Source organism: Acinetobacter sp. NIPH 542, assembly GCF_000369825.1.
Taxonomy (GTDB): Bacteria; Pseudomonadota; Gammaproteobacteria; order Pseudomonadales; family Moraxellaceae; genus Acinetobacter; species Acinetobacter oleivorans.
Window position 1 is genome coordinate 899,376 of the sequence record NZ_KB850206.1, and the last position, 13,506, is coordinate 912,881.

Here is a 13,506-nt window from a genome sequence, read left to right on the forward strand (position 1 = left end):
AATAGATATCATGGCTTCAATTTGGGTATATCCGGGACAAGGTGTGCAACGAAGCAATATGTTGCACGACTTACCTCAAACCGCTCTGGTTAAAGAACACCTTGAGCGTGCATCGAATGCGCTCAAAGAAGATGTCTTGATGTTGGATAGTTCGGCTGCATTGCAATCGACACGTGCAGTACAGCTTTGTTTACTTATTTCAGGTGTGGTGAGTTCTGCACTATTAACTGCGGAAAACTTAACGCCTGATTATGTTGCGGGTCTATCGATTGGTGCATGGTCGGCTGCGGTTGTAGCAGGGGTTTTAGCCTTTGAGGATGCCGTTCGCTTGGTTGCCTATCGAGGTGAACTCATGCAAAACGCCTATCCAACTGGTTATGGTATGACTGCCCTGATTGGTACAGACCGTGCAGCTGTTGAAACATGGGTCAAACAGATTTATGAAATAACGCCAGAGGTGTTTGTCGCAAATATTAATGCACATAACCAGATCGTTATTTCAGGAAGTTTTGAAGCCATGAACCAAGTTGCTGTTTTGGCAAAGCAACAAGGCGTGGTGACAAAAAAATTAGATGTATCGGTGCCATCGCACTGTGAGTTATTAAGTCAGCAAGCAAAGCAACTTGCAGCGTCTATGGAGGGAGTGACTTTAAAGCAGCCTAAAATACGTTATTTAAGTGGTACAACGGCTCGTACGCTTAGCAGGCCAGAACAGATTAGTGATGACTTGGCTTTTAATATGAGTCGAACTGTAGATTGGGAAAGTACCATCCAAGCTGCATGGGAGCGAGGTGTGAGGTTACAGATCGAAGCTTTGCCGGGAACGGTGCTTACTACACTTGCACGCCGAACATTTAAAGAAGGAACCGTGTTGTCATTTCAAGGGACACGCATAGACACTATTCAGATGGCAATGCAAAAAGAACAGGCAAATAGTTTTTCTTTTTGAGTCAGATTTTACAAAAGCATAAATGATCCAAGGATATGAGGGATTGTCATGATTATATATGGAGTTGGTTTACTCGCACTTTGCACCTTGGTGGGTGTTGTTATCGGCGATTTGTTGGGCGTTTTATTGGGTGTAAAGTCCAACGTTGGTGGCGTGGGTATCGCCATGATTTTACTCATTTGCATACGGTTATGGATGGAAAAACGTGGTGTTATGACAGTTGAAACCGAAAAAGGCGTTTCATTCTGGGGCACTATGTATATTCCTGTTGTTGTTGCCATGGCAGCACAACAAAATGTGGTTACAGCATTATCTAGTGGACATATGGCACTGTTTGCGGCGGTAGTTTCAGTTATTGTTTGTACACTTACTATTGCGGGCTTAAGCCGCTATAACAAGGCAAGCCCTTTACCGAAGGAAGAAGACACCACATTAAACCGCATTGGAGGCAAAGTTCATGGTTGAATTATTATTAAAGGACTTAACCCATTTAGGTTTAATTACAGCTTTTGCCTTAATTGCTTTAATTATGTGGTTGTCGACCAAGCTATCTAAATATTTAACCAAGGGACGAGTGCATGCTTCAGCAATTGCCATTGTGATTGGTTTAATCTTGGCATGGTTTGGCGGAAAAATGACAGGCGGTGAAAAAGGGATTACCGATCTTGCACTCTTTACCGGTGTCGGACTCATGGGCGGTGCAATGCTTCGTGACTTTACCATTGTCGCAACTGCATTTGAGGTACAAGCGACTGAAGCGAAAAAAGCCGGATTTATTGGTGCCTTTTCTTTATTTCTCGGAACCATTTTGCCATTTATTGTTGGTTGTATGTTTGCGTGGATTTTTGGCTATCGTGATGCGGTAAGTATTACCACAATTGGTGCGGGTGCAGTGACTTACATTGTGGGACCCGTGACAGGCGCTGCCATTGGTGCGAGTTCTGAGGTCATGGCGCTTTCAATTGCAACAGGGCTGGTGAAAGCAATTTGTGTAATGGTTTCAACACCGCTTACCGCAAAATTTATGGGATTAGACAATCCACGCTCTGCCATGATTTTTGGTGGCTTAGCTGGAACTGTAAGTGGTGTGTCGGCTGGTTTAGCAGCTACAGACCGTCGTTTAGTGCCTTACGGTGCGCTTACTGCAACGTTTCATACAGGGCTTGGCTGCTTAATGGGGCCGACTGTTTTGTTCTTCGCGGTTAAAGCTTTAGTCGGTTAATAAATATTTAATACTCAGTCAAAAAGGCCGTTGCTATTAACAACGGTCTTTTTTATTTTTGAAATTAGAGGCAAACATTCGACATTCAGCAATCAGAGCAAGTAAGTTTGGATCGCGCTCTTTACTTTTTAAAAAGACGAGACCGATTTCTTGTTGCATGTGATATTGCTGTTTTAGTGGAATAAGTTTTACTGAACTTTCATAAACTGCAGAAATACGGCCGGGTAATAGAGCAAAACCGACACCTGAGCTGACCATACTAATTAAGGTAAAGATATCATTGACCTGTAAAGCAACTTTTGGTGAAAAACCTGCTTTTTTAAAAATAATGTCGCTGTCGTTATGAGTTGCAAAACCCTTAGTTAAAGTTAAAAAAGTTTCTTCTTTTAAAAGGCTTAAATCAATATCTTTAAAATCGGCATATTTTGAATCTTTATTAACTGCCAGAAAGATATCGTCTGAAAACATCGGCAAAATTTCAAAGTCATCATCTTGAGTGGTTTCATTTAAAGCCACGATAATGGCATCAAGCTCAGTTGCTTTAAGCTTTTTCACCAAGTCCTGATTTGAACTCAGCAACAGTTGAATATCAAGCTCACTACGTCTGAGCTTAAGACCGCTAATCACATTTGGAATCGTATTTACCGTCAAAGAATAAAGAGATCCTAAATGTAAAACCTTAGCTGCAAAGCCAGCGGCTTCTCTAGTTTTATTTACGGTAATAAAAATGTCTTGTACGATTTTCTGTGCCCGTTCTTCAAAGACATAAGCACTTTTTAAAGGAATGAGGTTACGGCCTTCATTTTTAAAAAGAGGGCAACGTAAAGCACTTTCTAAAGAATGTAAGGCTTTATGAACACTGACATTGCTCAACTGCATTTCTGTGGCTGTTTTAGACAAATTTCCGCAGCGCATGAAAGCTAAAAAAATCTGTATTTTTTTAAGGGTGAGTTCTTCATCAATTTCCATATTAATCCTTTGAACCTGCTTCCCTAAAAACTATAGATTTGAGCTATAAAGTTACCACAAAATAAAGTCTATAAAATTGTGCTTAGGTCGAAGCATTTCTTTAGAGACTTGCTTCAACTCTTTGTTGAATGGTTTTGATAACCTGATCTAATGCGCTTTGAATTTTAGTGTTCCATTCAAAAGAACAGTTAATTCTCAAATAATGTTGTTGTGCGGGTAAAACACTAAACAGAGGGCTTGGTGCAACGCCAATATCTTGCTGAATCAATTCTTCATAAACTTGCATACTATCTAGCGTACTAGGAAGTTTGACCCATAGAAAATAGCCACTTGGGTAGTAATACACTTCGCAAGAGCTAGGTAAATGCTGCTTTAAGTAGTGATAAAACTGCTTTTTATAACGCTCAAGTGAAAGTCTAAGTGTACGCAAGTGCTTTTCATAATGATGATGAGATAAAAACTCAACCAATGCATTTTGAATGAGTGCATTTACTGAAATGGTACTCATGAGTTGCAAGTGTTGAATATGGTCTGAAAATTTACCCGCATAAACCCAACCAACCCGAAAACCTGCACCTAATGTTTTAGAAAAAGATGAGCAGTGAAGCACCAGATTTTGTTGGTCAAAATACTTCATTGAAAGTGGTTTTTGGCCACCATAGAAAAGCTCTTCATAGACATCATCTTCAATCAAATAAATTTGGTGTTCATGAAGCAACTTGGCAATTTTATATTTAATGTCATCACTCACTGTAAAACCAATCGGGTTATGGGCATTCAGCATGAGCCAACACACCTTGATAGGATATGTTTGAATGACTTGTTCAAAAGCTTCTAGGTCAAAACCATGTTGAGGATGTTCAGGAATGGTAATCACTTTAAGTCCTAAACGCTCTGCAGCTTGCCAAGCGCCATAAAACACGGTTTGCTGTAATAAAATATAATCGCCAGGTTGAGCAACAGCTTGCAGCGAAAGGTTTAATGCGTCCAAACCTCCAGATGTAATGACAATGTCATCTGGATCAGTCTGTATGCCTTGCATACAGTAGCGCTGAGCAATCAGTTTTCTTAAGGCTAAATTGCCTGGAGGTAGGCTTGTGGTCTGGTCATAACTTTGTCTTTGCCGCGCAAGTTGCCCCATAATTTGAATGAGTTTGGGAGCTGTTAAAAGCTGACTATCGGGAAAAGCTGAACCAAAAGGTACGACAGATTCATGTTGAATTGACTTAAGATATTTAAAAACTAAGGAATTAATTTCAATTTTAGAGTTCAGTGAAACAACTGAATATTGTTCGAGTGGCTTTAGTGCAATTTGCTCGGCAACAAAGTACCCAGATTTTTCTTTTGAATAGATCAGACCTTGTGATTCAAGCTCCTGATAAGCATTCATTACGGTCATTAAACTAAAGCCAGAGCGTTGTACCTGATCTCTTAATGAAGGTAATTTTTCATGCGCACTTAAAGTGCCACTTTCAATGAGTTGGCGAATGCTATGAGCGAGTTGTTCTGATTTATACATGTATGAGCTGCACGAAATAAAAAAAGATGCACTGAATCAATAATAAATGCCGTTTGCAGAATCTACAAACGGCATTTGTTTAGAAAATTGGAATTACTTTAAGTAAGGGGCTGCATAAATCAAGATAACTTTAAACAATCCTGCAATCACAGCTAAGGCTAAGAAACCACCGAGCCATAGCAGAATAAACCATTGGGTTTGATTGAGTTTAACTGATAACTTTTTCATAAAACCCTCCATACTTAATGATAGCCTTCATCACCTACACGGACTTTGTCTCTAAATACCCAGTAAGACACAATGGTGTAAGCAATAATGATTGGAATCAAAATAAGTGCACCGACCAAAGCAAACATTTGGCTTGAATGTGGTGCTGCGGCCTGCCAAATTGTGACTGATGGCGGAATAATATAAGGCCATAAACTAATCACGAATCCAGTAAATGCAAGGAAAACAAGGGCCAATGTATATGCAAATGGTTTGAGGTCATGATCCTGTTTTTTACACGCTGATAAAATCAGACCAACAAACAATAAGACCAAAATAGGTACAGGGCTAAAATAGAACAGATTTGGTAAAGAGAACCAGCGATCTGCAATTTCAGGATGAGTCAGAGGTGTATATAAACTTACGCCACCAAAAATAATGAGCAATGCAATAATCAGCTTTGGCATAAGCTCATACATACGTTGCTGTAAGCCTTTTTCAGTTTTTAAAATCAGCCAGCCACAACCCAAAGTTGCATACATCGCAACTACGCCAATACCTGTAAAGATCGTAAATGGAGATAACCAGTCAAATGGACCACCAGCATAAATACCATTTTCGGTTTTAATCCCTTGGATATAGGCACCTAAAATAATCCCTTGCAGGAAGCTGGTTAAAATTGAACCCCAAATAAAAGCCAAGTCCCAAAGGTGTTTGGTGCGATGAGCTTTAAAGCGGAATTCAAACGCCACGCCACGGAAAATCAGGGCAATCACCATGAAAATGATCGGTAAATATAGCGCTGATAAAACTGTTGAATAGACCAGTGGGAATGCAGCATATAGACCAGCGCCACCGAGCACCATCCACGTTTCATTACCATCCCAGACAGGGGCCACGGTATTCATCATCACGTCACGTTCTTGGCTGTTCTTAATGAAGGGGAACATAATCCCGATTCCTAAGTCGAAGCCATCCATGACCACATAAATCATGACACCTAAACCGATAATACCGACCCATATTAAAGAAAGATCAATCATGACGGTTCTCCCCAGAGTTTTGTTTGCTGTCAATATTTTCATCGACTGCACTAAGTGGACGCATTGGTGTTTTAAAGTGTCCGACACCACCAGTTTCAACATTTGGTGAATCAATGAATGATGGACCTTTATTAATTAGTTTTAAGGTGTAGTAAATACCGCTACCAAAAACGATGGTATAAACCACCACAAAAATAAACAGGCTCAGTCCGACTTGTTCTGCAGAAACCGTATGTGAAAGTCCATCTTTAGTTCGCATAATGCCGTACACCACCCATGGCTGACGGCCAACCTCAGTGGTTACCCAACCTGCAAGCATAGCGACATAACCAGATGGTCCCATCACTAAAGCAAATTTATGGAACCAAGAAGTTTCATAGAGTTTTCCACGCTTACGTAACCAAAGTGCAATGAGTGACAAAGTGACCATGAGTACACCAAGACCCACCATCACACGGAAGCTCCAGAAAACAATCGTTGAATTTGGACGATCTTCAGGTGCGAAATCTTTTAAGCCTGTCACTTGGCCATCTAAGCTATGCGTTAAAATTAAGCTACCCAAATAAGGAACACCCACTTCGAAGTGATTACGTTCTTCTTTCATATCTGGAATTGCAAATAGCAATAACGGCATAGGTTCATTGTGATTGGTTTCCCAGTGACCTTCCATTGCTGCAAGTTTAGCTGGTTGATGTTCACGGGTGTTTAAACCATGGTTATCACCAATTACCACTTGTAAACATGAAGTCACCAGCACCATCCAGAGACCCATCGAGAACGATTTTTTCACCAATTCATCACGACGGCCTTTTACTAAATGCCATGCAGATGTTCCGACGACCAATAATGATGAAACTAAGAAGGCGGCTGCACCCATGTGGGCAAAGCGGTAAGGGAAGGATGGGTTAAAGACAATTGCAAACCAGTCTTTTGGCACAATAATGCCATTTTCGATGGCAAAGCCTTGAGGTGTCTGCATCCAACTATTAGAAGATAGAATCCAGAACATGGAAATACATGTTCCGATGGCCACCATAAGTGTTGCGAAGAAATGGGCTCGAGGACCGACACGTCCCCAACCAAATAACATAATGCCTAAGAAACCTGCTTCTAAGAAGAAGGCACTCAAGACTTCATAGGTAAGTAAAGGACCAGTAATACTTCCGGCGACGCGTGAAAATTCACTCCAGTTAGTACCAAACTGGTAACTCATGACCACGCCCGAGACCACACCCATACCAAAGGCAACGGCAAAGATCTTAATCCAGTATTTAAATAGATCTTTATAAATCGGGTTTTGAGTTCTTAACCATTTCCACTCTAACACTGCTAAAAAGCAGGCAAGACCGATGGAAGTGGCCGGAAAAATAATATGGAAGGATACTGTAAAAGCAAATTGTATTCGCGCTAATTCTAGAGCGGTTAGACCGAGGCTCATAAACTTTCCCCCTGTGAACTAGCTGATGATGGTTAAATGAGTTAAATACTTATTTTCAGGCAACAAAGTATTCTGACGATTAAACTTGCTTCTGTGATAAATGTTCTTAGCAAGTAAAATGCCAACAGGGTTAAGCAATATAATTGCTTGATATTTCAAGAGAATAGACTGATTGATTGTTCTCAGTCTGTTAACAAAGTTTATGCTTGATGTTGCATTTGTAAAAATGCATGTTGCATTGAAACATTGATGAAATATCTGGCGATATGCAATAGATCGTCTCATGAAAACTACCTACCTTAAGAAGTTTCCTTAATCATGCACTTACTATTTTTGTATATGTAGATACAGAAATTTTTTATAAAACTATAACAGTCTGAAGCACTCATGCGGTGTGCTATAGTTTTTTTTCAAATATCTGTAGCTATGTATCCATTCTTCAAAAGTCCAAAATAAATGAACAAGATTTACGAATGGCCAAAATCACTTTCCAAAACAGAGTAAATGCGACTTTGGGTAATAAGCGCAGAATAGTTTCTTCTCTTTTATTCCTTTGTTGTTTTGCGTGAGGTCTGGTTGTTACGTAGGTTATTAAAGACCTGATTTAAGTGTAGCTCTTCTAAAATAGCTTGGATGTTAAAAAATGTTTATTACTTCTCAACTCAATGTCCTGCATAAAATTATTAAAAATCAGCCTATTCCTCTATCTATATTGGCTCAGTTAGAGCAAACCTACGTTAATTTTGAAGCTACTCTATTAAGAGCGAAAGTACTCAGAGACTTTTCTAAATCTGAAACTGTATATTTAATTCAATCTCATATTGAGGCACAGCAAAGTAATGTTGCCTATCTATTTTCACCATTTATTTTTGCTAACTTAAACAAGGCCGCTATTTATACAACGCCTGCAACTGCGCCTGTGCTTTCTATTCTTAATAAATATTACCAAGCTGAAAAGAAAGTACTCTTTAAAGTAGATGACGTTTTAGAAAGTCTAAAAATTTATATAGATTTGGAACTTGCAGAGCTTAATGAAGTTGAGTTTATTTATTTAAGCTTAATCAAGGCACTGTGCCGAAGTGATCTCTCAACAGTTTTTTTAATTACGAGTTTAGACGTAGATGTCGAGCATTTAAAAGCACTGGAGCAATTTTTAAAGGTCAAAATTTATTGGATTAAAACCACAAAAGATGATGACTTAAAAAACCTAAATGGCTTAGAAATGCGGAAATTATTATTCAAAAATAAAGATGAAACTTATGTCAAATTATGCGCGAAATTCGCTCAAATGAACGCAGCGTTGGTTGGTTTATGCGACACCTTTACTGCTGGTCAAATGACACATTTAATTGATGATATGTTCTATTCAGAACATATTTTCGAAAAATTATCTGTCTATTCAGAATATATACAAACACTTCTACAAAGCCAGCAGAGCATTAGACAAAAAGAGTTATCTTAGGGCTTGGGAGATGAGCTTTTTATGTTTGTGTTTGGGTTCTTATATAAAGAATGAATACAGTTATAAAAAAATAATCGTTTTCATGTGAAATAAATATTTTATGGTAAAAGCAAAGCAATATTGGTTTTACTTACATGACAAATTTAAATTTTGAGCATCATCTCGGTTCACTAACGCATGCAGCACTCAGTCAGGCTTCAATCATTTCTCGCGTGTGGGGTGAAGGGCCAACTGAGCGTTATGATGAATTGGCAAAAAATTTCAGACCAACTTTTGCCCGTATTAAAGAAGGGGCTTTAATCCGTGAGCAGCAGCATATTTTGCCCTATGAACAACTTCAGTGGCTCAAAGATGTTGGTTTTACGCGCTTAAGACTTCCCAAAGCTCATGGTGGCTTTGATGCAACCATTCCTGAATTATTTGCATTGCTCATTGAACTTGCAGAAGCAGACTCAAACTTACCGCAAGCTTTGCGTGTGCACTTTGGTTTCACTGAAGATGTGTTGGTAAGTAAAGACAAAGCGTTTCAACAGCGTTGGCTTAGCCGAATTGCAAATGGGGAAACAGTAGGCAGTGCCTGGTCTGAAGGCGGGAAAGAATCAATTGATCAGTTTGAAACACATTTGTATCGAGACAGTGAAGGAAAAATTCGCGTTAAAGGTAAAAAATATTACACCACAGGAAGTTTATATGCAGACTGGGTGGATGTTGGTGTAACAGATTTAAAGGGTGAATCTGGCTCGGTCGTTGTTCGCCGTGAAGATGAAGGCGTCGAAATTGTTGATGACTGGAATGGCTTTGGTCAGCAACTCACCGCAAGCGGTACAGCATATTTCCATGATGTATTGGTCGATGAAACTGAAATTTTACCTGACGATGACCGTTTTAAATATTCAGCGGCTTACTATCAACTGGTCCAACTGGCAATCATTACAGGTCTAGGACGTGCTGCAACCTATGATGTTTCTCAAGCTGTTGCTAAACGTACCCGAAACTACACGCATGCAAATGCTCAATTTGTAAAACAGGATCCGCAAATTTTACAAATCGTAGGCCAAATCCGTGGTGCAGCTTACAGTGCAGGAGCGATTGTTGAAAAAGTTGCACAAAGCTTGCAACGTGCTTATTTGGCTGCATTCCAAAATAATGAGCAGCTTGAAGAAGAGCAAAATGCACTTGCCGAGCTTGAAAGTGCACAGTCTCAAACGGTCATTACTGATCTAATTTTAAATGCTTCTACGATTTTATTTGACGCTTTAGGTGCTTCCGCAACAGATAAAGATTTAGGCTTAGATCGATACTGGCGTAATGTACGAACTTTATCTTCACATAACCCGAGAGTATTTAAAAATCGAATTGTCGGTGATTTTAGTGTAAATGGCACATTACCTCCGTATCAATGGCGAATAGGGAATGTTGCTAAACAATAAATTATAGTTTTAGATATTAAGCTGCTATTTTTAGTGGCTTAATATTATTTATGTTTTTTAGAAATAAATTATAAAAACCTATTAGAATAAAATCATATTTTGTTTGGGGTTTATATTATAAAGAAAACATAAAAATTGCTTTAGTATAAAAATAAATAAAATGCTGGCGAATATTTTATGACTAAGAAAATTAGTTTTAATGCTTTTGAAATGAATTGTATTGCCCACCAATCTCCTGGATTATGGCGACATCCTCAAGACCGATCTGTTGAATATAAAGATTTAGAATATTGGACAGATTTAGCACAAATTCTTGAGCGTGGTTTTTTTGACGGTATTTTTATTGCAGATGTGCTTGGTATTTATGACGTTTATCATCAAAGTGCTGAACATGCCTTAACAGGTGCGGTACAAGTTCCGGTCAATGATCCACTACAGATCGTGCCAGCGATGGCAGCAGTCACAAAGCATTTGGGCTTTGGTGTCACAACTTCTATTTCCTTTGAACATCCTTATCCTTTTGCTAGACGTATTAGCACACTAGACCATTTAACCAAAGGGCGAGTTGGTTGGAATATCGTGACGTCTTATTTGGAAAGTGGTTCGAAAAACTTGGGCCTAAAAACTCAGGTTAATCATGACAATCGTTATGATATTGCTGATGAATACTTAGAGGTCCTTTACAAACTTTGGGAAGGTTCTTGGGAAGAAGGTTCGGTACTTCGTGACCGTGAAAGCGGTATCTTTGCTGACCATAAAAAAGTGCATCCAATTCAGCACGAGGGTAAATACTTTACTGTACCGGGTATCCATATTTGTGAGCCATCACCGCAGCGAACACCAGTACTTTACCAAGCAGGTGCATCTTCACGTGGACAGAAGTTTGCTAGTCAAAATGCCGAGTGTGTATTCATAGCAGCGCCATCTAAAATCGCCACTAAAAAAGTGGTACAGGGTATTCGCCAGAAATTGGCTCAAGAAGGCCGCGACCCGTACTCTGTTAAAATTTATGCACTTTTGTCGATTGTCACTGATGAAACCGATGCAAAAGCTCAGGCTAAGTTTAAAGAATATCAAAGCTATGGAAGCTACGATGGCGCTTTAACCTTGCTGTCTGGCTGGTCTGGTGTCGATTTTTCACAATATCAACCGAACGACAAAGTTGAATATATTCAAACCAATGCGATTCAATCTTTATTAGATTCTTATGTGAATGCAGACCCAGAACGTGTTTGGACCATTGAAGAAATTGCAAACTGGAACAGCTTAGGCGGTAATGGGCCAGTATTGGTGGGTTCGGCAGAAACAGTTTCAGATGCTCTACAGCAATGGGTTGAAGATACCGATGTCGATGGTTTCAACCTGGCCTATATTTTGGCTCATCAAACCTTTGCCGATGTGGTCGAATTTATTGTTCCAGAGTTGCAAAAACGTGGGGTATATCAAACCTCTTATGCACAAGGAACATTAAGAGAAAAATTATTTGGTGCTGGGCCATATTTGCCTGAAAATCACCGCGGTGCAAAATATCGTAATCTAAAGGAATTAAGACTTGCTGAGGCGAGTTAATATTTTAGAAAACCTTTAAATAAATAGCTGGTTAAATACCAGCTTTTATTTTGTCTTTTTATATCGATTTTACTGCTGAGTTAATAATGAAAAAATAATTCTATAATTTAGATTAAAACATCAGATTAATTTGTTTTTGTATTATGTGAATAATCATTATTTTGTTCCTGTTATTAAAGTTCAGGAATTATTAAGTGAGCACACAAGAACTCGATCATAACCATCGTTATGAAATTAAATCTCCCGATGATGTTTCACAATTAATTTCAAAATTTGCAGGGAAGGGTAAATCGAATAAAGTTATTTGGTTGGCACTAATAGGGGTGTTTATTGATGCCTATGATTTAACAACGCTGTCCTTTGGTATTGAGCAAGTCATCTCAGAGTTTTCTTTAAGCCCTGTGATGACTGGTGTGGTGGCTTCAGCAATTGTCTGTGGAACCATTGTTGGTAACCTGATTGGTGGTTGGCTGACAGATAAAATTGGCCGTTATCGGGTCTTCATGGCGGACATGGTGCTCTTCGTTATTGCTGCAATTGTCGCTGGTTTTGCACCGAATGTATGGGTTTTGATTTTAGCCCGATTTATTATGGGAATTAGTGTTGGTATTGATCTGCCTGTGGCAATGTCATACTTATCTGAGTTTTCCAAGTTTAATGGAAGTAGCAACAAGGCCGCGCGTTTAGCGGCATGGTGCCCAATGTGGTATGCCGCTTCTTCGGTCTGTTTTGGTCTAGTTCTGGCGCTTTATTTTCTTTTACCCCCTGAGCATAGTAATTGGTTATGGCGAGCATCTTTAATTTTTGGAGCAGTGCCAGCGTTACTCATCATTTTTATTCGCGGTAAATATTTAACTGAATCACCCATTTGGCTTGCAAACCAAGGCGATTTAAAAGGTGCAGCTAAAGTTCTACAAGAGTCCTATGCAATTAATGCAGTCGCTACAGTTGAAAAAGTAGAAAGAACTGCTGAAAAGAAAAAGCGCGAGGGTTTTGCAGTTTTATTTAATAAAACCTATTTACCAAGAACGATTGTGGCCATTGTGATTCATATTTCGGTGGCATTTCAGTACACCACCATTGCCTTCTTTTTACCTTCTATTTTAACGCGTTTCTTCCATACAGATGTTTTGACGACCATTACCACCACACTGGGACTTAATTTACTGTTTGCATTTACGGGCGGACTGTTAGGCGTATTTGTTGCGAGTAGATTTAAATCTCGTCATGTGTTGCTTACAGGCTTTTTACTCCAATTTATAGCCCTTATTGCCTTAGCATTCATTGGTGAACCCGGTAATAGCTTTTTACTCTACACCGCAATTGGCATGCTAGGTTTATGGCTTTTTGCCGAAGGCTTTGGGCCTGGGGCACAAATGATGGTTTATCCAACCATGGCTTATCCAGCTTCGATTCGTGGCGTTGGAGTTGGCTTTAACCGTGCAGTAACGGGTGTTGCTCAAGCAATTGCTTTGTTTGTTTTACCGATCTGGATGGCGGGATATAAAACCGATGTTTACCTCATTATTTCTATCTTTGCGTTTATTCCTTTAATTGTGATTGGACTACTGATTAAGTTTGAGCCTACTGCCCAAGACGTCGATGTGATTGATGAAGATAAAACAGAACTTCCTCTCAATAATTCACCAGTAATCGATTAGAGTAAAAATAAATATCTAGATAAAAACAAAGGCCAAC

12 protein-coding genes are annotated in these 13,506 nt (G+C 39.3%); 7 read left to right on the forward strand and 5 right to left on the reverse strand.

Annotated features, from left to right (window positions below; translation table 11 throughout):
• The first annotated feature begins 10 nt into the window (after positions 1-10).
• The 3 genes from mdcH to madM are packed head-to-tail and all read left to right on the forward strand — an operon-like array spanning position 11 to position 2,171.
• On the forward strand, positions 11-949 hold the full coding sequence (gene mdcH, locus F886_RS09765; protein ID WP_005304382.1) for a malonate decarboxylase subunit epsilon: 939 nt from the start codon (positions 11-13) through the stop codon (positions 947-949).
• Between the two features lie 48 nt (positions 950-997).
• Entirely contained in the window at positions 998-1,414 is a 417-nt protein-coding gene (gene madL, locus F886_RS09770; protein ID WP_005304385.1) for a malonate transporter subunit MadL, read from the forward strand.
• A complete protein-coding gene (madM, locus tag F886_RS09775; RefSeq protein WP_005132241.1) occupies positions 1,407-2,171 on the forward strand; it encodes a malonate transporter subunit MadM in 765 nt (254 codons plus the stop codon). The genes madL and madM overlap by 8 nt, the downstream gene beginning before the upstream one ends.
• A 36-nt stretch (positions 2,172-2,207) precedes the next feature.
• On the opposite strand, the gene F886_RS09780 is transcribed toward madM, so the two are convergent.
• From F886_RS09780 to F886_RS09795, 5 genes are all read right to left on the reverse strand, one after another.
• Positions 2,208-3,140, reverse strand: a complete 933-nt coding sequence (locus tag F886_RS09780) for a LysR family transcriptional regulator (RefSeq protein WP_005132240.1) — start codon at positions 3,138-3,140, stop codon at positions 2,208-2,210.
• A gap of 100 nt (positions 3,141-3,240) precedes the next feature.
• Positions 3,241-4,659: an aminotransferase-like domain-containing protein gene (locus F886_RS09785; protein WP_005304388.1), complete on the reverse strand. Its 1,419-nt coding sequence runs from the start codon at positions 4,657-4,659 to the stop codon at positions 3,241-3,243.
• Positions 4,660-4,752: 93 nt separating this feature from the next.
• On the reverse strand, positions 4,753-4,887 hold the full coding sequence (locus tag F886_RS19825; protein ID WP_005304392.1) for a hypothetical protein: 135 nt from the start codon (positions 4,885-4,887) through the stop codon (positions 4,753-4,755).
• Positions 4,888-4,901: 14 nt separating this feature from the next.
• Complete coding sequence (cydB, locus tag F886_RS09790; protein WP_004702253.1) at positions 4,902-5,909, reverse strand: cytochrome d ubiquinol oxidase subunit II; 1,008 nt, start codon at positions 5,907-5,909, stop codon at positions 4,902-4,904.
• Complete coding sequence (locus F886_RS09795; protein ID WP_005304395.1) at positions 5,902-7,347, reverse strand: cytochrome ubiquinol oxidase subunit I; 1,446 nt, start codon at positions 7,345-7,347, stop codon at positions 5,902-5,904. Before F886_RS09795 ends, cydB begins: the two co-directional genes overlap by 8 nt.
• Before the next feature lie 643 nt (positions 7,348-7,990).
• Here F886_RS09795 and F886_RS09800 point away from each other — a divergent pair.
• The 4 genes from F886_RS09800 to F886_RS09815 all read left to right on the forward strand — a co-directional run bounded on the left by F886_RS09800 (position 7,991) and on the right by F886_RS09815 (position 13,469).
• Positions 7,991-8,809, forward strand: coding sequence for a hypothetical protein (locus F886_RS09800; protein WP_005304398.1), 819 nt, complete (start codon positions 7,991-7,993; stop codon positions 8,807-8,809).
• A 134-nt stretch (positions 8,810-8,943) separates the two neighbouring features.
• On the forward strand, positions 8,944-10,239 hold the full coding sequence (locus tag F886_RS09805) for an acyl-CoA dehydrogenase family protein (protein WP_005304401.1): 1,296 nt from the start codon (positions 8,944-8,946) through the stop codon (positions 10,237-10,239).
• A 177-nt stretch (positions 10,240-10,416) separates the two neighbouring features.
• Positions 10,417-11,808: an LLM class flavin-dependent oxidoreductase gene (locus tag F886_RS09810; protein ID WP_005304403.1), complete on the forward strand. Its 1,392-nt coding sequence runs from the start codon at positions 10,417-10,419 to the stop codon at positions 11,806-11,808.
• Between the two features lie 194 nt (positions 11,809-12,002).
• Complete coding sequence (locus F886_RS09815; protein WP_005304407.1) at positions 12,003-13,469, forward strand: MFS transporter; 1,467 nt, start codon at positions 12,003-12,005, stop codon at positions 13,467-13,469.
• Positions 13,470-13,506 lie beyond the last annotated feature (37 nt).

Bases quoted from the DNA above. Each gene is read 5' to 3' on its own strand.
- mdcH (WP_005304382.1), top strand. From the start codon at position 11: ATGGCTTCAATTTGGGTATATCCGGGACAAGGTGTGCAACGAAGCAAT.
- madL (WP_005304385.1), top strand. From the start codon at position 998: ATGATTATATATGGAGTTGGTTTACTCGCACTTTGCACCTTGGTGGGT.
- madM (WP_005132241.1), top strand. From the start codon at position 1,407: ATGGTTGAATTATTATTAAAGGACTTAACCCATTTAGGTTTAATTACA.
- F886_RS09780 (WP_005132240.1), bottom strand. From the start codon at position 3,140: ATGGAAATTGATGAAGAACTCACCCTTAAAAAAATACAGATTTTTTTA.
- F886_RS09785 (WP_005304388.1), bottom strand. From the start codon at position 4,659: ATGTATAAATCAGAACAACTCGCTCATAGCATTCGCCAACTCATTGAA.
- F886_RS19825 (WP_005304392.1), bottom strand. From the start codon at position 4,887: ATGAAAAAGTTATCAGTTAAACTCAATCAAACCCAATGGTTTATTCTG.
- cydB (WP_004702253.1), bottom strand. From the start codon at position 5,909: ATGATTGATCTTTCTTTAATATGGGTCGGTATTATCGGTTTAGGTGTC.
- F886_RS09795 (WP_005304395.1), bottom strand. From the start codon at position 7,347: ATGAGCCTCGGTCTAACCGCTCTAGAATTAGCGCGAATACAATTTGCT.
- F886_RS09800 (WP_005304398.1), top strand. From the start codon at position 7,991: ATGTTTATTACTTCTCAACTCAATGTCCTGCATAAAATTATTAAAAAT.
- F886_RS09805 (WP_005304401.1), top strand. From the start codon at position 8,944: ATGACAAATTTAAATTTTGAGCATCATCTCGGTTCACTAACGCATGCA.
- F886_RS09810 (WP_005304403.1), top strand. From the start codon at position 10,417: ATGACTAAGAAAATTAGTTTTAATGCTTTTGAAATGAATTGTATTGCC.